Origin of the sequence: Duncaniella sp. (assembly GCF_029054785.1) — a bacterium.
Taxonomy (GTDB): domain Bacteria; phylum Bacteroidota; class Bacteroidia; order Bacteroidales; family Muribaculaceae; genus Duncaniella.
In genome coordinates, this window is record NZ_JAIDEN010000178.1 from 34,269 (window position 1) to 57,620 (window position 23,352).

21 protein-coding genes are annotated in these 23,352 nt (G+C 55.1%); 18 read left to right on the forward strand and 3 right to left on the reverse strand.

The window, feature by feature from the left end; translation table 11 throughout:
• Positions 1-55: 55 nt before the first annotated feature.
• The 6 genes from K2H17_RS10840 to K2H17_RS10865 all read left to right on the forward strand — a co-directional run bounded on the left by K2H17_RS10840 (position 56) and on the right by K2H17_RS10865 (position 7,826).
• Positions 56-1,468 (forward strand): MFS transporter, encoded by a 1,413-nt coding sequence (locus tag K2H17_RS10840; RefSeq protein ID WP_300134674.1) that lies wholly within the window; start codon positions 56-58, stop codon positions 1,466-1,468.
• A gap of 55 nt (positions 1,469-1,523) precedes the next feature.
• On the forward strand, positions 1,524-2,636 hold the full coding sequence (locus K2H17_RS10845) for an endo-1,4-beta-xylanase (protein ID WP_300134676.1): 1,113 nt from the start codon (positions 1,524-1,526) through the stop codon (positions 2,634-2,636).
• Positions 2,637-2,690: 54 nt separating this feature from the next.
• Positions 2,691-3,686, forward strand: a complete 996-nt coding sequence (locus tag K2H17_RS10850) for a glycoside hydrolase family 43 protein (RefSeq protein ID WP_300134678.1) — start codon at positions 2,691-2,693, stop codon at positions 3,684-3,686.
• 96 nt (positions 3,687-3,782) lie between these two features.
• Positions 3,783-5,702, forward strand: coding sequence for an alpha-glucuronidase (locus K2H17_RS10855; protein WP_300134679.1), 1,920 nt, complete (start codon positions 3,783-3,785; stop codon positions 5,700-5,702).
• A gap of 883 nt (positions 5,703-6,585) precedes the next feature.
• The gene (locus tag K2H17_RS10860; RefSeq protein ID WP_300134681.1) at positions 6,586-7,320 is read left to right on the forward strand and encodes a DUF4377 domain-containing protein; all 735 of its coding nucleotides are present in this window, start codon (positions 6,586-6,588) and stop codon (positions 7,318-7,320) included.
• A 275-nt stretch (positions 7,321-7,595) separates the two neighbouring features.
• Positions 7,596-7,826, forward strand: a complete 231-nt coding sequence (locus tag K2H17_RS10865; protein WP_300134683.1) for a hypothetical protein — start codon at positions 7,596-7,598, stop codon at positions 7,824-7,826.
• A gap of 90 nt (positions 7,827-7,916) precedes the next feature.
• On the opposite strand, the gene K2H17_RS10870 is transcribed toward K2H17_RS10865, so the two are convergent.
• The gene (locus K2H17_RS10870; protein ID WP_300134685.1) at positions 7,917-8,891 is read right to left on the reverse strand and encodes a polyprenyl synthetase family protein; all 975 of its coding nucleotides are present in this window, start codon (positions 8,889-8,891) and stop codon (positions 7,917-7,919) included.
• Between the two features lie 108 nt (positions 8,892-8,999).
• On the opposite strand from K2H17_RS10870, the gene polA reads away from it, so the two are divergent.
• The 6 genes from polA to K2H17_RS10900 all read left to right on the forward strand — a co-directional run bounded on the left by polA (position 9,000) and on the right by K2H17_RS10900 (position 15,761).
• Complete coding sequence (gene polA / locus K2H17_RS10875) at positions 9,000-11,798, forward strand: DNA polymerase I (RefSeq protein WP_300134687.1); 2,799 nt, start codon at positions 9,000-9,002, stop codon at positions 11,796-11,798.
• A gap of 90 nt (positions 11,799-11,888) precedes the next feature.
• On the forward strand, positions 11,889-12,209 hold the full coding sequence (locus tag K2H17_RS10880) for an iron-sulfur cluster assembly protein (protein ID WP_300134689.1): 321 nt from the start codon (positions 11,889-11,891) through the stop codon (positions 12,207-12,209).
• A 15-nt stretch (positions 12,210-12,224) separates the two neighbouring features.
• Positions 12,225-12,977 carry a UDP-2,3-diacylglucosamine diphosphatase gene (locus K2H17_RS10885; protein ID WP_300134691.1) on the forward strand — a complete coding sequence of 251 codons (753 nt, stop codon included), beginning with the start codon at positions 12,225-12,227 and terminating at the stop codon, positions 12,975-12,977.
• Between the two features lie 447 nt (positions 12,978-13,424).
• Complete coding sequence (locus K2H17_RS10890) at positions 13,425-13,856, forward strand: transcriptional repressor (protein WP_300134693.1); 432 nt, start codon at positions 13,425-13,427, stop codon at positions 13,854-13,856.
• A gap of 79 nt (positions 13,857-13,935) precedes the next feature.
• Positions 13,936-14,487 (forward strand): NADH peroxidase, encoded by a 552-nt coding sequence (locus K2H17_RS10895; RefSeq protein WP_300134695.1) that lies wholly within the window; start codon positions 13,936-13,938, stop codon positions 14,485-14,487.
• A 260-nt stretch (positions 14,488-14,747) separates the two neighbouring features.
• Positions 14,748-15,761 (forward strand): M28 family peptidase, encoded by a 1,014-nt coding sequence (locus K2H17_RS10900; protein WP_300134697.1) that lies wholly within the window; start codon positions 14,748-14,750, stop codon positions 15,759-15,761.
• Between the two features lie 204 nt (positions 15,762-15,965).
• On the opposite strand, the gene K2H17_RS10905 is transcribed toward K2H17_RS10900, so the two are convergent.
• A complete protein-coding gene (locus tag K2H17_RS10905; RefSeq protein ID WP_300134699.1) occupies positions 15,966-16,667 on the reverse strand; it encodes an OmpA family protein in 702 nt (233 codons plus the stop codon).
• Positions 16,668-17,021: 354 nt separating this feature from the next.
• On the opposite strand from K2H17_RS10905, the gene K2H17_RS10910 reads away from it, so the two are divergent.
• The 6 genes from K2H17_RS10910 to rplS all read left to right on the forward strand — a co-directional run bounded on the left by K2H17_RS10910 (position 17,022) and on the right by rplS (position 22,956).
• Positions 17,022-17,948 carry a DMT family transporter gene (locus K2H17_RS10910; protein ID WP_300134702.1) on the forward strand — a complete coding sequence of 309 codons (927 nt, stop codon included), beginning with the start codon at positions 17,022-17,024 and terminating at the stop codon, positions 17,946-17,948.
• 72 nt (positions 17,949-18,020) lie between these two features.
• Positions 18,021-21,278 carry a S41 family peptidase gene (locus K2H17_RS10915; protein WP_300134704.1) on the forward strand — a complete coding sequence of 1,086 codons (3,258 nt, stop codon included), beginning with the start codon at positions 18,021-18,023 and terminating at the stop codon, positions 21,276-21,278.
• Positions 21,279-21,577: 299 nt separating this feature from the next.
• Positions 21,578-21,793 (forward strand): DUF3791 domain-containing protein, encoded by a 216-nt coding sequence (locus K2H17_RS10920; RefSeq protein WP_300134706.1) that lies wholly within the window; start codon positions 21,578-21,580, stop codon positions 21,791-21,793.
• Complete coding sequence (locus K2H17_RS10925; RefSeq protein ID WP_300134708.1) at positions 21,790-22,275, forward strand: DUF3990 domain-containing protein; 486 nt, start codon at positions 21,790-21,792, stop codon at positions 22,273-22,275. The genes K2H17_RS10920 and K2H17_RS10925 overlap by 4 nt, the downstream gene beginning before the upstream one ends.
• Complete coding sequence (locus K2H17_RS10930; RefSeq protein WP_300134710.1) at positions 22,257-22,490, forward strand: DUF3791 domain-containing protein; 234 nt, start codon at positions 22,257-22,259, stop codon at positions 22,488-22,490. Before K2H17_RS10925 ends, K2H17_RS10930 begins: the two co-directional genes overlap by 19 nt.
• A gap of 106 nt (positions 22,491-22,596) precedes the next feature.
• Entirely contained in the window at positions 22,597-22,956 is a 360-nt protein-coding gene (gene rplS / locus K2H17_RS10935) for a 50S ribosomal protein L19 (protein ID WP_300134712.1), read from the forward strand.
• Positions 22,957-23,073: 117 nt separating this feature from the next.
• Here the strand turns inward: rplS and K2H17_RS10940 are convergent, their stop codons facing one another.
• Positions 23,074-23,220 (reverse strand): hypothetical protein, encoded by a 147-nt coding sequence (locus K2H17_RS10940; RefSeq protein ID WP_300134714.1) that lies wholly within the window; start codon positions 23,218-23,220, stop codon positions 23,074-23,076.
• Between the last annotated feature and the right edge of the window lie 132 nt (positions 23,221-23,352).

The window sequence follows — 23,352 nt, forward strand, 5'->3', positions numbered from 1 at the left end:
TACGACCTCTAAGAGACCTAAATTTCCAAACAGACAAAACCACACCATCCAAATCATGGACGCAAGCATAAACATGACCAAATCGCAGGAAGCCAAAGGCTTCTACAAGCTCTCGATGCTCCAGTGCATCGGCTTCGGTTCCGGCGACCTCGCCCAGAACCTCATCTATCAGACCATCAGCATGTATCTGCTGTTCTTCTACACCAACGTCTACGGTCTCGCACCGGCAGTGGCCGCAGTGATGTTTCTGATCGTGCGTATTGTCGATGTGATCTGGGACCCGCTGGTCGGCACCTTTGTCGACAAACACAATCCCCGCCTGGGCAAATATCGCGCCTACCTTGTGCTCGGAGGCATTCCGCTGACCGGATTCGCAATCCTCTGCTTCTGGAACGGCTTTTCCGGCTCCCTGCTCTATGCCTACATAACCTATGTCGGACTTTCGATGTGCTACACACTGGTCAATGTCCCCTACGGCGCACTGAACGCCTCCCTCACCCGCGACACCGCCGAGATCACCAAGCTCACCTCGGTCCGCATGTTCATGGCCAATGTGGGCGGTCTTGCCGTCGGCATGGGCATCCCCTTTGTCCTCCGCCTGTTCGACCCCTCGGAAAACACCGACATGTCGATGGACGACGGTGCCTGGTTCGCAACCATGACCCTCTACGGCTGCGTCGGTCTCGCCCTGCTCCTCTTCTGCTTCTCGCAGTGCAGAGAGCGGGTTGTGATGGACTCCAAAGAGACTGAAAATGTCAGCGTCTCGGACCTCTGGATGGAATTTGTCCACAACCGTCCGCTGCGCATCCTCGCCTTCTTCTTCGTGACCGCCTTCGCCATGATGGCTGTCGGAAATGCCGCGGGAGCCTACTACATCCAGTACAATCTCGGAGGCTCAGCCGCCGAACTCTCGATCTTCATGGGACTCGGCTCGATCCCCGCCTTCATCTTCATGCCGATGATCCCGGCAATCAAGAAAATGGTTGGTAAGAAAGGGATGTTCTACATTTTCCTTCTTGTGGCCATCATCGGCATGGCAATGCTCTATGCCATCTCCATGATCGACGCGCTCAAGGAACACATGATCCTTGTCTACATCGCGCAGTTCATCAAATCGACCGGAGTGATCGTGGCCACCGGCTACATGTGGGCGCTCGTCCCCGAAGTGATCTCCTTCGGCGAATACACCCACGGACGCCGCATCTCCGGCATAGTCAACGCCCTGACAGGCATTTTCTACAAAGCCGGCATGGCCCTGGGCGGAGTTGTCCCCGGCCTTGTGCTCGCCTTTGTCGGATTCGAGAAAGAAGCCCTCACGCAGACAGCCTTCGCCCAGCAGGGCATTCTCTGGCTTGTCGCAGTCATCCCGGCAATCCTCCTCGCCCTGGCTATGTTCATCATCTCGCGCTACGAGCTTGACGACGATGTCATCGACCGCATCAACCGTGAAATCGAATCAAGAAACTAAGAGATTGTTTAAAAACAAGAGTTAAAATCCGAGTCTCCCACAACTTATACCCCCCATGAAACCATCAGCCATACTGCTCAGCCTCCCGGCACTGCTCGCCATCGGCTGCACAGCCGAGAAGCAGGAGCCGACTCTTAAGGACTACTTCGCCGATGACTTCCTCATCGGGACAGCCCTCAATGTCGACCATGTCAAGGGCCTCGACCCGAAGGCAGATTCCATCGTGTGCCGCCACTTCAACTCGATCGTAGCTGAAAACTGCATGAAAAGCGAGGAAATCCACCCCCAGGAGGGTGTCTACTTCTGGGACGATGCCGATGCCTTTGTCGACTACGGAACCCGCAACAATATGGCTATCATCGGCCATACCCTCATCTGGCACTCCCAGCTCGCACCCTGGTTTGCCGTAGACTCCACCGGCGCCCAGGTCACAGCCGAAGTGCTCAAAGAACGCATGCGCGACCACATCACCACCATCATGACCCGTTACAAAGGCAAGATCAAGGGCTGGGACGTGGTCAATGAGGCCATAGTCGACGACGGCAGCTACCGCAAGTCGCCTTTCTACGAGATTCTCGGCGAAGAATTCATCCCACTGGCGTTCCAGTATGCCCACGAGGCCGATCCCGACGCCGAACTCTACATCAACGACTATGCCATGAACATGCCCGCCAAGCGCGAGGCCTACGTCAGACTCGTCAACGACATGAAATCAAAAGGACTGCGGATAGATGCCATCGGCATGCAGGGCCACATGGGCATGGACTATCCCGACTTCTCGGAATTTGAAAAGTCGATCGAAGCCTATGCCTCGACTGGCTGCAAGGTGATGATCACCGAGTGGGACATGAGCGCCCTCCCGACCGTCAGCCACAGCGCAAACATCTCGGACAGCATCGTCTACAACACCCTCTTCAATCCTTATCCCGACGGACTCCCCGCCGAGATTTCCGATGAGTGGAACTCCCGCATGGATTCCGTCACCGACATCCTCCTGCGCCATGCCGACGTAATCTCGCGTGTGACCGCCTGGGGCACTTTCGACGGAATGTCATGGAAAAACAACTTCCCGATGAAAGGCCGCGTCGAATATCCCCTGCTCTTCGACCGCGACTATCAGCTCAAACCCTTCCTTGCCAAACGCCTCGCCCCCGCAGAGAAGGAATGACAACATCTCAGACAAAGTCAACTCATAACCCAAGTCTATAAAAGAAATACAATCATGAAACTGCTCAATCCCGATAAACGCTACCTCTTTCCTGACGATTTCATGGCCGATCCGAGCGTCCATGTGTTCAACGGCAGAATCTATATTTATCCCTCCCATGACTGGGAATGCGAGAATGTCGAAAACGACAACGGCGACCAGTATGTCATGAAGGACATGCACGTGCTCTCGATCGACGGCGACCCTATGACCGGAAAGGTCACCGACCACGGCAAGGCGCTTGACATCGCCGACATCCCCTGGGCCGGACGCCAGCTCTGGGACTGCGACTGCACGGAAAAGGACGGGAAATATTATCTCTACTTCCCTCTCAAGGACAAAAATGACATCTTCCGTATCGGAGTGGCCGTGGCCGACCGCCCCGAAGGTCCGTTCATCCCTCAGCCGGATCCGATCCGCGGATCATACTCGATGGACATCTGTGTGCTCCCCGACAATGGCGAATACTATCTCTATTTCGGAGGCCTCTGGGGCGGTCAGCTCCAGCGCTACCGTGACAACAAGGCCCTCGAATCGGCCGAACTGCCAGAAGGAGACCAGCCCGCACTTCCCTCGCGCTGTGTGAGACTGAGCGCCGACATGCTCCAGTTTGCCGAGGAACCGCGCCCGATCGTAGTCCTCGATGCCGACGGCAATCCGCTGAAAGCTAATGATCCCCACCGCTTCTTCGAAGCCTCCTGGGTCCACAGGTACAATGGCCGCTATTACCTCTCCTATTCGACCGGTGACAGCCATCTGCTCTGCTATGCCGTCGGCGACAACCCCTACGGCCCCTTCACCTATCAGGGAGTGATCCTTACGCCGGTTGTCGGCTGGACCACCCACCACTGCATCATCGAATATGGCGGCAAATGGTATCTCTTCCACCACGACAGTGTGCCCTCCGGAGGCAAATCCTGGCTTCGCAGCCTGAAAGTCTGCGAACTGACCTACGATGCCGAAGGCCGCATCCTCCCGATCGACGGCGGCGGCGACCCCTGGGATGAATAATCCAGGCTAAAGTTTCAGACTTACCGGACCAGTTTGGCTTATTTCAGCAATCGGTCAATCCCACCATTCACCACCTCAACCACTCCCCCACCCACAATGCACAAACTTCTGATCCTCGTCTCCGTCCTGCTTTCGTTGGCCTCCTGCACCTCGTCCGAACCGGCTATGGCGCGGCGGGAGCTTGACCGCGAGTGGAAAGGCACTCCGGTAGAATTCCGTCATGACTCAGGTCTAAAAGCCGAGTCGTTCAGCATCAGGCGCGACGGCAAAAAGATAGTGATCTCAAGCGCCGATGAGCGGGGCGCGCTCTACGGTGCCTACTCTCTGCTGCGCGATTCAATGCAGATTCCGCGTGAGGAGTCGCCGGCTTTCGCCCTGCGCCTGCTCAACCACTGGGACAACCTCGACGGCACCGTAGAGCGGGGCTATGCCGGCCATTCTCTCTGGGACTGGGAAGCGCTTCCTGACAGCATCTCGCCTCGCTATGAAGAATATGCCCGCGAAAACGCCCGCATTGGCATCAACGGAACTGTGCTCAACAATGTCAACGCCTCGCCGCGCATCCTCTCCGCCGACTATCTCACCAAAGTGGCGCGTCTGGCCGACATCTTCCGCCCCTACGGCATAAAGGTCTATCTCTCTGTCAACTTCGCATCTCCGATGGTCCTTGACTCGCTGCCGACAGCCGATCCGCTCTCCCCGGATGTAGGCCAATGGTGGAAGAACAAGGCCGACGAGATCTACCGGCTCATCCCCGACTTCGGGGGCTTCCTTGTCAAGGCCAATTCCGAGGGTCAGCCCGGCCCGATGGATTTCGGACGCACTCACGCCGAGGGGGCCAACATGCTTGCCCGCGCGCTTGCGCCCCACAATGGTATAGTCATGTGGCGCGCCTTTGTCTACTCGCCGATCGACGCCGACCGCGCCAAGCAGGCCTATATGGAGTTCCAGCCCCTCGACGGTCAGTTTGATCCGAACGTCATCATCCAGATCAAAAACGGACCGATCGACTTCCAGCCCCGCGAGCCATACTCGCCGCTGTTCGGGGCAATGCCTCAGACCGACGAGATGGTCGAGTTTCAGGTGACCCAGGAATATCTCGGCCATGCCAACCACCTGGCCTACCTGGCCCCGATGTGGAAGGAGTTCTTCGACTACGTCAGGCCATCCTCACTCAAAGCCATCGCCGGAGTGGCCAACATCGGCGATTCCGACAACATGACCGGCAATCCGCTCGCAGCCGCCAACTGGTATGCCTTCGGGCGTCTCGCCTGGGACCCGGAACTGTCGGCAGGACAGATTGCAAAAGAATGGATCGACAGCCGGCTGTTTACTAATCCGTCAGCTGTGCCTGACAGCATATACGACAGCCTGACCGACATGTTTCTCACAAGCCGCGAGACCGTCGTGGACTACATGATGCCCCTCGGACTGCACCACATCTTCGCATTCGGCCATCACTACGGCCCTGAGCCTTGGTGTGACGTCCCCGGCGCACGTCCCGACTGGCTCCCGAAATACTATCACCGTGCCGACACCAAGGGCCTCGGATTCGACCGCACCTCCTCCGGAAGCAATGCCGTTGAACAATACCCCGAACCGCTTCGCTCGCGGCTCGACAGTCTCTCGGCCTGTCCTGAGGAATTTCTGCTGTGGTTCCACCATGTCCCCTGGATCCACCGTCTCAAATCGGGGCGCACCCTCTGGGATGAACTTTGCTACCACTACGAACGCGGCGTCAACACCGCCCAGGACTATCAGCGACGTTGGCAGCAAGCCGCACCATACATTGATCCGGCCCTGCACACCGACGTGGCCGAACGCCTGCGCACCCAGGCCGCCGATGCCCGATGGTGGAAAGACGCCTGTCTGCAATATTTCCGTGAATTCTCCGGCCTGCCCTATCCCGCCGGTGTAACACAGCCTGACTGCCCGCTCGACCGTCTGAAAAAAATCTCACTCCCCATCACCAACTACGAATCACCCTCCCCGGCCCTCCTGGACTCCCTCCGCTGAACGATCTGAGTCCGTCCCAAAGCACCTCGCATCGCTCCAGACCGCCGAAAGACTCAGACCGGCTTAACCCCAAACGCCTTCAGCCATGCCCCTCATACAATCGGCATGCCTGAAGGCGCAATTTTTTATTCCCTAAGAGTGACTATTCAGCGAATATTGCCAACCTAAGAGCCTCATTATTAGGGTAGGGATGCACCATGGTGCATCCGAAAACGAGGTTAATGAGGCTATTAGATTGGAAATATTCGCTGAATAGTGACTCTAATTATTGCAAAACAACTAACTAAGTTGTACATTTGCGAGTGCAGACCTTCTCACGCAGACTGCCACGGACAATGGCACGGTCCCTTTCGGATCAATCTTCGGTCTGAGGAGAACGCGGGAGGGTTCGGCAATGACAGGCTGACCGCTTGCGGTTTGCCGGAACATAATGAAAATGCGTTTACTCGACGCTCTTTCTTGGCTACTTGAAACCTGGAAAACTTCAACTCACTGTCAAGGATGAGACAACGGTAGATGCCTTATGGATATGTATATTACTCCATGACAACGCGCGAGCGTCATGTCATGGTGCGTTTGCACATATTCTGCGTGAGGCTTCTGCGTTGTCCGTTCCACAGTGAAAGGCAATTCCAGGGCCTCAAGTAGCGGAACGGGCAACAAGTACGGCTCTCACGCTTTTTCTTTATATGGCATGTCGCACACAGAAATGATGCAGACAAAACGACCTGTTGAATGCACCGGAATTTCAAAATCAGAATAAACTGATCTTAACATCTTCAATATGAACAAACTAATCTATCCCATTGTTGTCATTGCCTGTCTTTTTATGATTGGGTGCAGCAGTGACAATGGACCAAAAGACAAGACCAAAGACATTATCATGTCTGTATCCGAAGAACCCGGCGTAATGTATGATCTCTTTGATTATGAGGGAAAGTATCCCATCCCATGCCTCCGGGTGATGGACGAGGATTTCCCCGGAGAGTGGCGAAATCTGTCCATGTCTGCCATTGAAGGGTTTGACTACGAGATCGGCCACATGTACACCCTGAAAGTCCGTCGCACGATCCTTGCCAATCCTCCGGCCGACGCAAGCTCTTATACTTACCGCCTCCTTGCCATTCTGGAAGACAGAATATGGCCTGAAGAGCCGAAAGAAGACAATAAGATAACAGTCAACAAGGAGGAGGATATCCCTTATGAGGAGAGATGCCCCTATCATATCTATGACCTTTACAAAGACGCATTCGTCATCAATGCCAACGGGGAAATGCATTATGCGAATTACAAGGATGGCGATATCTCGCTTGACATGAGTTTCGCCGCTATCCGGCTCGAATTTGCCATTGACAAAAGTTCTCCCGATTTCCTTGAGTTCAACCGCATCGGCAAGATGGCATATTATGCCTATGTGCTCTCTCCGTTGACCGATAAGATTGAAAAGGTTAGATTGACAAGAGGAACGCTCTATCTCAAAGATGTGATCTCGCAGGAGCTGTTCGATGAGATTGTGACCGAGTATGAAAGCGGCAGGACGCTTGACTTCGGCCTCGTGCTGGCGAATGTCAGCGGTTACGGTCTTCAGAAAGTACATTTCACTATCAGCAAAGAGTAAGAGACCATTCAGCGGGCGGGCGTCCGTATGACATGGATCATCAATGGTATCCCAGATGGGTTGGGGGGGTGAGGGTAGGCGTCCGCAGGACGCGGATTTATCGTAGCCCGTGACGCTATGGCGTCACGGGTCCACGGATTATCCCCCCAATAGACGTGTCCGGTAGGACACGGATTTACAAAATAACGATGATTTTTCCGAATGTTGTTTTGAATTGTTGTATCGGTAAATCGGTGTCCGGCCGGACACCTGCCATATATGAAAATCACGAACCCGTGACACCTGTCGCTTACGCGCCGGTGTCACGGGCTATGATAAATCTGCGTCCTACGGACGCCCGTCCGGATTTCCGTCTCTCACTGCGGACGCCCGTCCGGGATCCCTCGCAGCAGGACGCCCGGATGGCATTGGAGGACGCCAATGCGGCTTGCCCCTTGTTGCGTGGACGCCCGTTCGGGATGCCGTCTGCGGACACCCCATACGGGGTGGCGTTTGCGGACATCTGATATTGCCACTATAAAAAAATGGGAGGGTGCTTAACAACACTCTCCAAAAATTTTAGCAATATATCTTTTCTGCTTGTGAGTTTCTTTTAATCACACCTCGCGGGAGATGATGTAGTCGAAGAGGGCGAGGAAATGGGCCGTAGCGGGTGAGTCGAAGCGGGCGAGAATTGCTGCGGCCTCGCTGCGGAGACGCTGCATTGTGGTATAGGCATAGTCAATGCCGCCATTGTCGCGGGCAAAACCGAGCAGCCGCTCGATTTCTTCCTCTCCAAGCGGTTCGCCGGAGCGGAGAAGGGCCATCATGGCTTCGCTTTCGGCTCCTGAGGTTGAATTGAGGGCGTAGAGCAGCGGAAGGGTGACTTTGCCCTCACGGAGATCGTTGCCTGTCGGCTTGCCGATGGCTTTCGAGTCGAAATAGTCAAAAATGTCGTCCTTGATCTGGAAACAGAGTCCGAAGAGTTCGGCAAACTTGCGCATTGCTTCGATTGATTCCTCGTCGGCACCGGTGCAATAACCGCCCATTGCCACACAGGAGACAAAGAGTGAGGCTGTCTTGTGGGAGATCACCTTGAAATAGGCCTCCTCGTTGAGTTCATGGAAGCGCGCGTTGTAGATCTGGTCCATCTCTCCCAGCGAGAGAAGTTTGCCGAGGTCGGCGATTGCGTTGATGACACGCAGGTCGGCGGTGCGGACTGCGAGACTCAGAGCATTTGAGACGAAAAAGTCGCCGACGAGAACCGCCACATGGTTGTCCCACATGGCATTGATTGTCTGCTGTCCGTGACGCTGACACGAATCGTCGACAACATCGTCATGGATCAGAGATGCGTTGTGGAGAATCTCGACAGAAGCGGCGGCGGTCAGCACGTTTTCGTTCACTCCGCCGAAAAGACGGGCTGTAAGCATCACCAGCATCGGGCGCAGCTGCTTCCCTTTGTGGCGGAGATAAGTGCCTATCACCTGATTCATCAGGGTGTTTGACGAATCAAGCGAGCTGCTGATCAGCTCGTCAAGGCGGGTTAATTCCGGCTGAAGCGATTGGCGTATGTCGGCAAGTGCGGTCATAATGAGGTGCAAATTTACAAAAACTTACATTCAGCTACAAATTTTCTTAAAGTTTCGGCGTTGTCAGGGATTTTGGCTAATTTTACACTCGCTTAACAAGTAACAAAAATGGAGAAACGTCTATTCCTTCTCGATGCCTACGCGCTGATCTATCGTGCCTACTACGCACTGATCCGCTCGCCACGCTTCACCGGCAACGGTTTCAACACGTCGGCGGTGTTCGGCTTCTGCAATACGCTCGACGAACTTCTGCGCAAAGAGAATCCCTCTCATGTCGCAGTCTGCTTCGACCCGTCAGGGCCGACCTTCCGCCATGAGGAATTCGCCGACTATAAAGCTAACCGCGACAAACAGCCGGAGGACATAACAGCCTCCGTCCCATATATCAAACGCATTCTCGAAGCCTATCAGATCCCCGTGATCGAGGTCAAAGGCTACGAGGCCGACGACGTGATCGGCACCCTCGCCAAACGCGCCGCAGCCGAGGGCTATGACACCTACATGATGACGCCCGACAAGGATTACGGACAACTTGTCGACGATCACATCTTCATGTACCGTCCCGCTCTCCGTGGCGAAGGATTCGAGATACGCGACACGGCCAAGATCTGTGAACGCTACGGGATCTCACGCCCCTCGCAGGTGATCGACCTGCTTGCACTGGAGGGTGACGCCTCCGACAACATTCCCGGCTGTCCGGGTGTAGGCGAGAAGACAGCCCGCACACTGATCGAGACCTGGGGATCGGTGGAAAATCTGCTTGAAAACACCGACAGCCTGAAAGGCGCGCTCCAGAAGAAGGTCAGAGAGAATGCCGAGAAGATCCGTCTCTCGAAATATCTTGCGACCATAAAGACCGACGTTCCGGTCGAGATCGAAATCGACTCTCTCATCAGGAAGCCGATGGATGCCGACAAGCTCCTGGATGTCTACAACGAACTGGAGTTCCGCACCCTGGCCGCACGGCTCAAAGCCGGATCGAAGAGCCGTCAGGAGACATCGGCCCCGCAGGCCGACATCTCCGCACCCCAAACGCCGGCACCGGCTGCCGACGACAGCGGAATGGGCTCCCTCTTCGATCTTCCCGAAGAAAACTCCGGGCCTGAAACGCTTCCCCAGGCCTGCGAGGACCGCGACTACCGCCTGCTGACAAGTCCTGCGGAGGTTGCTGAAACCGTCAACCGGATAGCATCCTCCCAATTCATCGGCGCGTCATTCTATGCCGTTGGCGAAGAGGCCATGACAGCCCGCTGGGACGGACTCGCACTGGCTGTGAAAGACTGCGAGGGATGGTTCATAGACCTCTCCGGCGACAATCAGGAACGCCGCCGGGAGATACTCGCGGCGATCGAACCGCTTTTCACCGGTCAGGCCACTCTGGTCAGCCACGATGTCAAACGCGGCTATCTGCTGCTCAAAAACGAAGGAATCAACCTGACCGCCCCCTACTTCGACACCTCCGTGGCCCACTATCTGATAGACCCGGAGATGAAGCACGAGCTGCGCTATGTCGTGTCGAAATATCTGCGTATGGAGCTTTCCGGCGTGGACCCCGACATGAAACCGGGCCATCCGAAAACACCCCTGACCACCGAGGCTGCAATGGCACGCTATTGCGAAGAGGCAGACCTGGCCCTGCGCCTGCGCGCACCGCTGAACGAGGAAGTAGCCCTGCGCGAGATGAGCGGACTGCTGACCGATGTGGAATTTCCGCTGATCAGAGTGCTCGCCGAAATGGAGTTCACAGGAGTCAGAATCGACGCAAGCGTACTGACCGACCTCTCGGCCCGGCTCAAAGAGCGCATCCGCGGACTCGAAGAGGAGGCCTACGAGATGGCCGGCGGACCGTTCAACATCGGCTCACCCGCCCAGGTGGGCATGGTGCTCTTCGAGCGCCTCAACATCGACCCGAAAGCCAAGAAGACCGCCCGCGGATCCTATTCCACCACAGAGCAGATCCTCGAAAAATATGCAGCCAAAGTGCCGCTTGTCAGCCTCATCCTGAAAATCCGCAGGCTGAAAAAGCTGGTCACGACATATCTCGACGCTCTCCCGGCACTGGTCAACCCCAAAACCGGCAAGATCCACACGTCCTACAACCAGACAGTCACCGCTACCGGACGCATCTCCTCGACCAACCCCAATCTCCAGAACATACCCGTCCGCACGGACGAAGGGCGTGAGATACGCCGCGCCTTCATCGCCGACCCCGGCGACTCGATGATGAGCGCCGACTATTCGCAGATCGAACTGCGCCTGATCGCCGACCTGTCAGCAGACCGCGACATGATCGAAGGCTTCCTTTCCGGCGATGACATCCACAGGATCACGGCCTCAAAGATCTACGGTGTCCCCCTCGAAGAAGTCACCGAAGATGAGCGCCGCCGCGCCAAGACCGCAAACTTCGGCATCATCTACGGCATTTCGGCTTTCGGACTCTCTGAAAGACTCGGCATTGCCCGCGCCGAGGCCAAGAAACTGATCGACGGATATTTCGCAACCTATCCCCACATACGCGACTATCTCACCAAGTCCGTTGAGACAGCCCGCGAGCAGGGCTACGTCAGCACCCGCATGGGGCGCCGCCGCTATCTTCCCGACATCAACTCGCGCAACGCCGTTGTCCGCGGCTATGCCGAACGCAATGCCGTCAATGCCCCGATCCAGGGATCAGCGGCAGATATAATAAAGGTGGCGATGGTCAGCATCTTCAACGAAATGGAAGCCCGCGGCCTCCGCTCAAGAATGCTGATGCAGGTCCACGACGAACTCATCTTCAACATTGTCCCCGGCGAGGCCGATGAAATGCACCGGCTGGTTGTCAGCTGCATGGAAAACGCCTATCACGGCGCAGTCCCACTCACCGTCTCGGCCGGAGTGGCCGGAAACTGGCTGGAAGCCCACTGAGAATCAGTTTAAATCACATGAATTAACCTGTTTCTTAGAAATCAGCCACATTAATTAATATATAAGTAACAAGTCAATAGCTGAAAAATCATGACACCCGAAGAAAAACTCAAGATAGAAGAACGCATCGTCACAATGCTCAAGACCGTCTATGACCCGGAAATCCCTGTCGACATCTACAACCTGGGTCTTATCTACAACATCGATCTGGACGACGACGGCAATCTGAAGATCGACATGACCCTGACAGCTCCCAACTGTCCGGCTGCCGACTTCCTTGTGGACGATGCCCGTATCAAGCTCGAAAGCATCGAGGGGATCAAAAGTGTCGATATCCGCATAGTCTTCGAACCGGAATGGCACAAGGACATGATGACCGAAGAGGCCAAACTCGACCTCGGATTCCTCTAAGAAACCAAACAGCAAGTGGCAACACGCACCAAGACATATTTCATCAGCGATCTCCACTTAGGAGCCTCCTACATCAGCGATCCGCGCGCTCATGAGATGCGGGTGGTAAACTTCCTGCGCTCCATAGCCGAGGACTGCCGCCGTCTGTATCTGCTGGGCGATGTGCTGGACTTCTGGTGGGAATACCGCAACGTGGTCCCGCGGGGATTCACACGCTTTTTCGGCGCCCTTGCACAGCTGGCCGACAGCGGAGTCGAGATCACATGGCTCAAAGGCAACCATGACATCTGGATTTTCGACTATCTCCCTTCGGAGATCGGACTGAAAGTCCATGACGGAATCCTCGTCACGGAGATCGACGGACACCGCTTCCTGCTGGAGCACGGCGACGGAGTGGGGCGTCTCCCCTGGTCGTTCCGCCGTCTGCGCTCACTGTTCCGCAACCGCACCGCACAGCGCCTCTACGCCGCCATCCATCCGCGATGGACTGTCGGTTTCGCCCATTCCTGGTCGTCACACTCGCGCAAGCAAGGAGGCTATGTTGCCTCCGAACGGGCCGGTGACTCGCTGATCGAATTTGCCGGCAAGTACAACAGTAATCCTTCCAATCCGAAAGTCGACTATTTCATTTTCGGCCACTGCCACATTTTGCTTCGAAAGCCGCTCGGCAATGGCTCTGAAATAGTCATTTTAGGCGACTGGATCAGCCGTTTCAGCTATGCCGTCTGGGATGGAAAGGCCCTTTCAACTCACATTTTCGAGGGCTGAAAAATCAAAAAAGTTCACTTTATTAATATATTTTAAAAAATAGGAACGAAAATTCACATCTGCACATCTCATTGATATACAGGCCTAAATTCTCCAAATTTGCAATAATTGCAAATTCTTTGATATAAAATTATGTTGGAAAACATATAGAATTATTTGTCAGAGGCCAAATCTTGGCCTACCTTTGCATCACGAACCTAAAACAATCTTTTTTACCTTAGAAATTGTACCTATTGGAAACTCATAAACGGGAGCCGCGCGAAGCTGCTCCCGTTTAATTTTACGCAAAAATGAAACCATCACCTGAGCGGCCACTACCCGTTTTTAAAAATTTAACACTTAAATCTTAATTCCACTATTGATTTTTCGAAATAAAGACACTATCTTTGCATCCGAATTAAAATTGTAATAATTACAAATTTAAAATCAATTAAAAACTAAAATTCGATGCACTCTTACAATTATACCACCTCGGAAATCCTTGACACCCTCTCGGCCAAAGGCGTAAAACCCTCGGCACAGCGGATGGTGATCCTGAGGTTCCTGATGGAAAACCGGGTGCATCCCACTGTTGACGAGATTTTCAGATCACTTCAGCCCGAAAACCCGACACTATCGCGCACGACTGTCTACAACACCCTGCGCCTGCTGACAGAAGCGGACATTATCCGCTGCATCGAGACCGGAGGCAACGGCGCCCGCTGGGACTACTCACAGCATGACCATGCCCATTTTCTATGCACGGAATGCGGACGCGTGACCGACGTAAACTTCACGATGCCGGCTTCGCTCCCCCTCCCCGCCCCAGGCTACCGGGTGCGCTCGGCTGATGTCATCTTCCGCGGAACCTGTCCGCACTGCATCAAAAACAACATCTGACGTCATCAGTCCACACCGATCTCACACATAGGAATCAAAATATAAAAATATATCGTATAATTATCTAAAACCCAAAATTATGAAAAAGAAATTCATCTGCACCGTCTGCGGTTATGTTCACGAAGGCGACGAAGCACCCGAAATCTGCCCCCTCTGCAAGGCTCCCCGTTCAAAATTCAAAGAACTTGACGAAAGCGCAGCTCTCGAATTCGTGACAGAACACGTGATCGGCATCGCCAAAGACACCGACGACGAAATGAAGGCAGATCTCCGCGCCCACTTCGAAGGCGAATGCACAGAAGTCGGCATGTATCTTGCAATGTCACGCCAGGCTGACCGCGAAGGCTATCCCGAAATCGCAGAAGCATTCAAGCGCTATGCTATCGAAGAAGCCGAACACGCATCCAAGTTTGCCGAACTCCTCGGTGAATGCGTATGGTCAACCAAAGAAAACCTCGAAAAGCGCATGGCAGCCGAAGCAGGCGCAAACGCAGACAAGATGCGCATCGCCCGTCGTGCCAAAGAGCTCAACCTCGACGCAATCCATGACACCGTTCACGAAATGGCAAAAGACGAAGCACGCCACGGCCAGGGCTTCCAGGGTCTCTACAACCGCTATTTCAAAAAATAAGAGAGTGTCCTGAACACCGACAGAATAACTATTAGACAGACAAGGCGCACAACTCCATGCGAGTGTGCGCCTTTTTTCACATCCAAGTCCGCGGGCTACCATAGTGTTAATTAAAATTAACACGCCGATTATTTTGTAACAGATTTGTTGACAATTTGTAACTATGTTGTAACTTTGCTGCACAATACCTCTCCTGTGTCGTGAATGACACAGCCGAATTTGCAAAATCACCTCGAAGAGTCAAACACAGAAGGGAGAACATGAAACGTTTTTTATATACTGCAATGCTTTGCATTGCTGTTGCCGTTGTCGCCATCGGTTGCAGGACATCATCAAAGACAAGCCAGGAGGAGACGCACACCGCAGAAAAGCGTCTGAAAGCTCCTGTCTCGTTCAACCGCGACAGCGCATACGCCTATGTGCGCCGTCAGGTAGCTCTGGGGCCGCGCGTCTCAGGCACCCCGGCCAACCTCCGTTGCCGCGACTACATCGTTTCCGAGCTTCAGCGCCACGGCGCGCAGAACGTCAACGTCCAGACAGGCGAAGTCAAAGCCTTCAACGGAGACGTTCTTCCGATCGGCAACATCATGGGTTCCTACCGTCCGGAACTGAAAGACCGCATTCTGCTGCTCGCCCATTACGACACCCGTCCCTGGGCCGACTCTGACATGAACGAAGAAAACAGGCTCCAACCGGTACTCGGCGCCAATGACGGCGCAAGCGGAGTGGCCGTGCTTCTTGAAATCGGCCGTCAGCTCAACTCGAAAGAAGCTCCAGTCGGTGTCGACCTGCTTTTTGTCGATGCCGAGGACTACGGACAGGCCTCCGGATTCTCCACACATGACAACACCTGGTGTCTCGGCACCCAGTACTGGGTAGAACACATGCCTTATTCCACCGACTCGCTTCCCCGCTACGCAATTCTCTTCGACATGGTGGGCGGAGTGGATGCCAAATTCCACCGAGAGTTCTTCTCTGACAACGAAGCCCGCAAGCTCGTCGACAAAGTCTGGTCCGTGGCCGAGCGTTCAGGCTATGGCGACCGCTTCATCAACAAGAGCGGCGGCGCGGTCATCGACGACCACATCTTCCTCAACAAAGCAGGAATCCCCGCAATCGACATCATCGAGACCAAAAACGACGAGACAGGATCGTTCGCACCGACCTGGCACACCGTCAAAGACAATCTTGACAACATCGACCCCTCGGCAATGCAGGCAGCCGGACAGACCGTGCTGAATCTCATCTACAACGAGATCCACTGTGTGCAGTAGGTAAAGATCCAAAGACATAAACGCAACACAGGGCGCTTTCCTTGATCGGAAAGCGCCCTGTTCTTTTTTGTGGGGCGTCAAAATGCGGTCGGTCCCGTATGACTCCGGGCCTGCGCGGAGGCGTTTTCCGAAACGCCCACACCCGCATTCATGATCCTATGAAATTAGAATTGATGATCTGTAATTGTCGAGACGCCTGTTGGCTTATTTGAGTGTTCCGCTGTTGGCCTGGTCGATCATCTCCTTGCTTGCAGTGATGAAGATCTCCACACGGCGGTTCTGCGCACGGCCTTCGGCAGTTTCATTCGAAGCGATGTAGTCCTGCATGGGCAGACCTTCGGCAGAAAGGCGGGTAGCTGAGACTCCGCTGTTGAGCAGATAGTTGCGGACAGCGTCGGCACGTCCGGTGGCAACACGTTCGTTGACAGCGAGAGTACCGGTGTTGTCAGTATAGCCGTAGATCTGCACGTTGGTGCCGGGGTTGTTGATCAGCGAGGCGGCAAACTTGCTCAGGTCAGTGCGCGCGCTTGCGCTGAGAGTCGTACCGTTGGTTGGGAAGAGAATTCCGCCGTTGAAAGTAACCTGGATGGCCTGGAGACCGTTTTCGTCAGTAACCTGCTTGATTTCAGCCTGCTTTGCAAGCTCGGCCTCAAGTTCAGCCTGCTGCTTGTCCATCTTTTTACCGATGAGCACACCTGCGCCTGCGCCTACCGCAGCACCGATGGCCGTACCGATAGCAGCGCCTTTGCCGCCGCCGATGAGCGCACCGAGGCCGGCGCCGAGAGCCGCACCGCCGCCGCCGCCGATGGCAGCGCCTTTGCCCGTGTTAGACCAGGAAGAACATCCTGTCGAAAGCAGCACACACAGTGCCATTGCAGGAATCCCTAATGCTTTTGCGAGTTTCATTGCTTTTAATATTTTTAAGTTAACGTGTTAATTCAGACGCAAAAATAGGAAAATCCCTCAACATATCCCAATAAAATCTACAATCCGGGGTGTTTTGCAGCTTTCCTGCGCCTATATTAGATAATACATCTGCCAAAGACATAAAGTTTTTACCGCAGAGTGTGATCTTTGACAAAAAATTCTTAATTTTGCCATCAGTTATGGTTGACGTCAAATCCTTCCGTCGGCATAACTGGCACCGGTCAGCTGATAGCTGCGCGTCTAAAACGAAGGTTAACCTTAAATTTTTCGCCTTGCGCGCTTGAATACCAGTGAACCAACCGGCGCGCAGGTGTCCGATTTTTTGGCTTTCTTATGTCAACGAAGCGTTTTTCAGCCGGAAGCAACCTCATCTATCATGCCGGCGCGGCTGTGGCAGTAACGGGATGGGGTATTTCGTTTATCTCTACAAAAGTCCTGATGGACAACGGCCTCTCGCCTATCGAAGTCTACATTTACCGTTTTGCAATCGCTTACATCGCTCTGTTGCTCTTCTGCCACAACAGAATCCGCAGCAACTCATGGCGCCACGAGTTCACTTTCATGCTCGCCGGCCTTTTCGGCGGCTCGATCTATTTCATCTCCGAGAACGTAGCCCTGCAATACACGCTTGTCAGCAACGTCTCCCTGATCACCTCGCTCTCTCCGCTGCTCACTGTGCTCCTTGTCGGCTTCCTCTACCGCTCAGAGCGTCCGGGAAAGGCCACGCTGCTGGGATCGACAGTGGCATTCGTCGGTGTCGGGCTTGTCATCTTCAACAGTAGTTTCGCACTAAGCATCAATCCGCTCGGCGACCTCCTTGCCCTGCTCGCAGCCCTCTGCTGGGCCATTTACAGCATCATCATCAAGCAGCTCAACCCTCTTTACAGCGCCCTGTTCATCACCCGCAAGACCTTTTTCTACGGAGTGCTCACCGCGCTTCCTTTCCTGCTGATCGAGCCGCAGATCACATCGCCCGTGGTTCTGATGCAACCCAAGCTGCTGCTCAACATCCTCTTCCTCGCCCTTTTCTGCTCTCTGTTCGCCTACCTGATGTGGGCCGTTATCAACGGAAAGATCGGGGCCGTCAAGGCTTCGAACTACATGTATTTCCAGCCCGTCGTGACCCTCATCTTCTCCTTCCTGCTCATCGGCGAGAAGATCACCCTGATCGGAATCAGCGGCTGCGCCATGATCCTCCTCGGAGTCTGGCTCGCCGACTTCCTCCAGAAGCGCGGCTCCGGAGCCTCCATCCGCCCGTGATCCTCCACAGAACGCCGACCCAGTCAATCGAATTTTCCAATCAAGCAAAGTAACTTCCATATTGTTTTCCGTATGAAGAAACGCAACCTCCTCGCCGCCCTCCTTCTGGGCGCGGCTTTCGGTGCAGGAGCCGTCACTCCGATGTGGCTCCGCGACGTACGCATCTCGCCTGACGGTTCAAAGATCGCCTTCACCTACAAGGGCGACATCTTCACCGTCCCCGCCAACGGCGGAAGTGCCACACGTCTGACATCCAACCAGGCCTACGAGGCGATGCCCGTATGGTCGCCCGACGGCAAGAAAATCGCATTCACCAGCGACCGCGAAGGCAACGCCGACATCTACATCATGGATGCCAACGGCGGTGAAGCCACACGCCTGACCTTCAACTCCGTCGCCGAGACCCCGTGGGCTTTCACCCCCGACGGATCAGCCGTGGTCTACTCGGCTGCCATCCAGGACGCCCCCGGCTCACTGCTCTTCCCCGCCTCATGGCAGACCGAGCTTTATCAGGTTCCCGTCAGCGGCGGACGCCCTGTACAGATCCTCTCGACTCCCGCCGAGGCTGTCAGCTATCTTCCGGACGGAAAATCGTTTGTCTACGTTGACCGCAAGGGTCTTGAAGACGAGTGGCGCAAACACCACACCTCGTCTGTCACCCGCGATCTCTGGAAATATGACGCCTCGACAGGCCGCCACACCAACCTGACCGCCCGCGCCGGCGAAGACCGCAACCCTGTGGTCAGCCCCGACGGCAAGACCCTCTGGTTCCTGAGCGAGCGTGACGGCGGCAGCTTCAACGTCTACTCGGCTCCTGCCGACGATCTCTCGAAGGCCACACGCCTGACCAACTTCACAACCCACCCCGTGCGCTTCCTCTCCCGCGGAGCCGACGGAACTCTGGCGTTCACCTATGACGGCGAGATCTACACCATGCGCCCCGGCTCAAAACCTGCCAAGGTCAAGATCGACGTGACTGCCGACCAGTCGGAACCGCTGCGCATACGCAATGTCAGCGGTGCAGGCGGTGCCGTAGCCTCGCCTGACGGCAAGCAGGTTGCCTTCTCCAACCGCGGCGACATCTTCGTCACCTCGGTCGACTACCAGACCACCCGTCAGATCACCTCGACCCCTGCCGCCGAAAGCGCCATCGCATGGGGCAAGGACAACCGCACTCTCTACTACACCTCTGACCGCGACGGCCACCTTAATATATACAGCACCCGCATCGGACGCGAGGCCGACCCCAACTTCCCCAACGCCACTCTGATCGAAGAGAGCGCCGTCTTCCCCGCCAATGACCGCACCGACCGCGCCACTCCCGTCATGTCGCCCGACGGAAAGAAAATGGCCTTCACCATTGACCGCCGCGACATCGCCGTGATGGACATGGACTCCAAGAAGGTGCGCCGCCTCACCAACGGCAACATCTGCAACGACCGCGACGGCCAGCTCGAATACTCCTGGTCACCCGACGGAAAATGGCTTGTGGCCGTGGTCGACATGCACCGCCGCTCTCCCTATTTCGACATCGCGATCATCAACGCCACTGACGGCTCGATCACCAACATCACCAACACGGCCTACATGAACGACTCGCCCCGCTGGGTGATGGGCGGCGACGCCATCCTCTTCCTCAGCAACCGCTACGGCATGCGCAGCCACGCTTCATGGGGATCGCAGTATGACGTGCTTCTCGCCTTCACCAACCAGGCCGCCTATGACCGCTACCGCCTCTCGCCCGAAGACTTCAATCTTCAGAAAGAGCTGAAGGCCTCGCGCGCAAAGGCTCCGGCCAAAGCCGACGCCAAGGCCTCGAAGGATTCCAAGAAAAAGGCTCAGGCCGACTCGACCAAAAACGCCAAGTCAAAGACCCCCGAACTCAACATCGAGCTTGAAGGCATCTCTGACCGCATCGTGCGCCTGACACCCTTCTCGGCCATGATCTCCGACGCCTACATTGACGACAAGGGTGAGACCCTCTGGTTCCTCGCCCAGGTCGACAACGGATATGACCTCTGGAAAAAAGACCTCCGCAAAGGCAACGTCAGCCTCGCAAGCAAACTCGGTGCCCGTCCGACCGGCATGCAGCCCACAGCCGACGGCCGCACCCTCTTCCTGACCGGCGGCGGCTCGATCCGCAAGATGGCCCTCCCCGGCGGCAAGGTGGAAGGCGTAAGTTTCTCTGCCACACAAAAATTCGACGCTGCCGCCGAACGTGAATACATGTATGACTACATGCTCACCGAGGCCGAAAAGCGCTTCTTCGATCCCGCGATGAGCGGCGTCGACTGGAAAGCTATGGGCAAGGCCTACCGCAAGTTCCTCCCCCACATCACCTACAACGCCGACTTCGCCGAACTGACCAGCGAGATCCTCGGCGAACTCAACGTCTCCCACTCCGGAGGCCGCTACTATCCCCAGGGCGCACGCGAGGCCACTGCCTCATTCGGTCTGCTCTATGACCTGACCCACACCGGTCCCGGCCTCAAGGTCGGCGAAGTGCTCGCCGGAGGTCCCTTCGACCATGCCGACTCGGCCATGAAGCCCGGCGCAGTGATCACCGCCATCAACGGCACTGAAATCGACGCCAAGACCGACCCAACCCGACTGTTCAACTCCATAGCGGGCCGCAAGACCCTCGTAGCCTTCACCCTCCCCTCAGGAGCCAAGGAAGAAGAAGTCATCCTCCCCGTGAAGTCAGGAGCCATCACCGAACTCCTCTACAACCGCTGGGTCAAGCGCAACGCCCACCTGGTCGACTCGCTCTCGAAAGGCCGCCTCGGCTACGTCCACATCAAGTCAATGAACGACGCAAGCTACCGCACCATCTACGCCGACCTCCTCGGCAAGTACAACGAGTGTGACGGCATCGTCATCGACACCCGCTACAACGGCGGCGGCCGCCTCCACGAAGACATCGAAGTCCTCTTCAGCGGCAAGAAATATCTCACCCAGGAAATCAAGGGCGAGACCGTAGGCGAAATGCCCTCGCGCCGCTGGAACAAACCCTCGATCATGCTCACCTGCGAGGCCAACTACTCCAACGCCCACGGCACACCCTGGGTCTACCGCCACATGAAGCTCGGCAAGATCGTCGGCATGCCCGTCCCCGGCACCATGAGCTCGGTCAACTGGATCGACATGCAGGATCCCTCGCTCGTGTTCGGCATCCCCGTGATCGGATTCCGCACCGCCGAAGGCAACTATCTTGAAAACACCCAGCTCGAACCCGACGTCAAGGTAGCCAACGACCCCGCCCGCATCACCCGCGGTATCGACGACCAGCTCACCACCGCCGTCGAAACCCTCCTCAAAGACCTGAAATAACCCCCCGCGGTCCCGCCCGCAAACGATGGGCATCCCGAACGGGCGTCCGTAGCAAAGAACGTCCCGGACGGGCGTCCGCAGGACGCAGATTTATCATAGCCCGTGACACCGGCGCGCAAGCGACAGGTGTCACGGGTTCGTGATTTTCATATACGGTTGGTGTCCGGCAGGACACCGATTTACCTATCCGGGGGACTATTTATGGCATTTCCATCGAAATTTACAATCCAAAAAAATCCGTCCTCACTATGATCTTCGACAAAATAATCATATCTTTGTGAAACAAAAACACTCATTTCATGACATTTGACCAACTGGACTTCACGACCTACTGCATCGGGGCGCTGTCAGAAAAACTGAATATCGCACAACCCGTCATCTTCCGGATGCTCAGAGACTCGGACATCCTGTCCTCCTACATCGTACCCAGCTATGATGTCCTGCACACCTACGGCGCCGACTACATCGCCGACGATCTTGTCAGCCTAATGAGAGAAAGGGGGGTGATCAAATGATAGTCTACCACACATCAACAGTCGAAATCTCCGCCCCCGACATCTGCCATTCCCGCGAAGGCCTCGACTTCGGCAAGGGCTTCTACTGCACCCTCATCCGGCAACAAGCCGTCACCTACGGACAGCGCTTCCGCCTGCGCGGCAAACCGGCAATCCTCAACGAATACACTCTCGACCCCGAATATGTCAACTCAAATTTCCGGAAATTCGATTCCTATGACCAGGAGTGGCTTGACTTCATAATGGCAAACCGCCAAAACCTTCCGGTCAGACCCTACGACATCATCGAGGGCGGCATCGCCGACGACAAAATTTTCCGGACCATCGACCTCTACCTGTCGGGCGACATCACCAAAACCGATGCCCTGAACCGTCTCAGATTCGAAAAGCCAAACCATCAGATCTGCTTCAGATCACAGGAGGCAATTGACAGATATCTTCATTTCTCATCATCCACAACACTATGGACGGACGCAGAATAATATTGCAGATGAAATATGCCCGCATAATCGACGGCCTCGCAAAAAAACTGAAGCTCCCGATCGAAAAAGCGATGGATCTCTTCTACTCCTCCACCACATTCGAACTCATCGAAAAAGGGATCGCCGACCTTCACGCCCGCTCTGAAATTTATCTTGTCGACGAACTCATCCTCGAACTTCGTGAAAGAAAATTTCGCTCAAACGCTTGCGAATAAAGAGATTTTGCACTACCTTTGCACCCGAATTCGCAATCTCTGGCACGGACAAGCAGCCTGCGTATATTGCGAGCATTGTTAACATTTTTAATATACGTATAGAAAAATGGACTTAATTAAAGTTGCTGAAGAAGCTTTCGCCACAGGCAAGCAGCACCCTGACTTCCAGCCCGGCGACACCATCACAGTCGCTTACCGCATCAAGGAAGGCAACAAGGAACGTATCCAGCAGTATCGCGGTGTTGTGATCCGCATCTCAGGCGACGGCGCAAAGCGTCGCTTCACCGTACGCAAAATCTCCGACAACATCGGCGTTGAGCGTATCTTCCCCATCGAATCACCGTTTATCGACTCAATTACCATCAACAAATATGGTAAAGTGCGTCGCGCTAAACTCTACTACCTCCGCGCCCTCACCGGCAAGAAAGCCCGTATCAAAGAGCGCCGCGTAGTGAAGAAAGCTTAAAGAAAGTAATACCCGCCCGTCCGGGCGTCCCCCAACTCCATCGCCCGGACATTCTAAAGAACCGCAAGTCGTATCACCGTGAGGCGAGAAAACTTCCGCGGTTCTTACTTTTTTTCATCAAAGAGCGGGCATGATGGCCGCAGCCACATCCGTATCGCCGAATATGTCAGCGATCGTCAGCCACAGAAACAGCAATATGATCAGAACGACAACACCGATCACAAGCCACAGCGCTGTCCCGGATTTTGATTTTTTCTCACTCATAATATCAAACAGTTAAAACAGTGGTTAATGCCTTTTCGTCTTTTAAAACACACTCCGTCCCACAAAAGTTGACCCCTCCGGCTGCCGAATCACCCAAAACTCCGGATCATTGGTCCAAATCCACCCCTTTAT

Coding starts and splice junctions, on each gene's coding strand:
- K2H17_RS10840 (WP_300134674.1), top strand. CDS start 56: ATGGACGCAAGCATAAACATGACCAAATCGCAGGAAGCCAAAGGCTTC.
- K2H17_RS10845 (WP_300134676.1), top strand. CDS start 1,524: ATGAAACCATCAGCCATACTGCTCAGCCTCCCGGCACTGCTCGCCATC.
- K2H17_RS10850 (WP_300134678.1), top strand. CDS start 2,691: ATGAAACTGCTCAATCCCGATAAACGCTACCTCTTTCCTGACGATTTC.
- K2H17_RS10855 (WP_300134679.1), top strand. CDS start 3,783: ATGCACAAACTTCTGATCCTCGTCTCCGTCCTGCTTTCGTTGGCCTCC.
- K2H17_RS10860 (WP_300134681.1), top strand. CDS start 6,586: ATGTCTGTATCCGAAGAACCCGGCGTAATGTATGATCTCTTTGATTAT.
- K2H17_RS10870 (WP_300134685.1), bottom strand. CDS start 8,891: ATGACCGCACTTGCCGACATACGCCAATCGCTTCAGCCGGAATTAACC.
- polA (WP_300134687.1), top strand. CDS start 9,000: ATGGAGAAACGTCTATTCCTTCTCGATGCCTACGCGCTGATCTATCGT.
- K2H17_RS10880 (WP_300134689.1), top strand. CDS start 11,889: ATGACACCCGAAGAAAAACTCAAGATAGAAGAACGCATCGTCACAATG.
- K2H17_RS10890 (WP_300134693.1), top strand. CDS start 13,425: ATGCACTCTTACAATTATACCACCTCGGAAATCCTTGACACCCTCTCG.
- K2H17_RS10895 (WP_300134695.1), top strand. CDS start 13,936: ATGAAAAAGAAATTCATCTGCACCGTCTGCGGTTATGTTCACGAAGGC.
- K2H17_RS10900 (WP_300134697.1), top strand. CDS start 14,748: ATGAAACGTTTTTTATATACTGCAATGCTTTGCATTGCTGTTGCCGTT.
- K2H17_RS10905 (WP_300134699.1), bottom strand. CDS start 16,667: ATGAAACTCGCAAAAGCATTAGGGATTCCTGCAATGGCACTGTGTGTG.
- K2H17_RS10910 (WP_300134702.1), top strand. CDS start 17,022: ATGTCAACGAAGCGTTTTTCAGCCGGAAGCAACCTCATCTATCATGCC.
- K2H17_RS10915 (WP_300134704.1), top strand. CDS start 18,021: ATGAAGAAACGCAACCTCCTCGCCGCCCTCCTTCTGGGCGCGGCTTTC.
- K2H17_RS10920 (WP_300134706.1), top strand. CDS start 21,578: ATGACATTTGACCAACTGGACTTCACGACCTACTGCATCGGGGCGCTG.
- K2H17_RS10925 (WP_300134708.1), top strand. CDS start 21,790: ATGATAGTCTACCACACATCAACAGTCGAAATCTCCGCCCCCGACATC.
- K2H17_RS10930 (WP_300134710.1), top strand. CDS start 22,257: ATGGACGGACGCAGAATAATATTGCAGATGAAATATGCCCGCATAATC.
- rplS (WP_300134712.1), top strand. CDS start 22,597: ATGGACTTAATTAAAGTTGCTGAAGAAGCTTTCGCCACAGGCAAGCAG.
- K2H17_RS10940 (WP_300134714.1), bottom strand. CDS start 23,220: ATGAGTGAGAAAAAATCAAAATCCGGGACAGCGCTGTGGCTTGTGATC.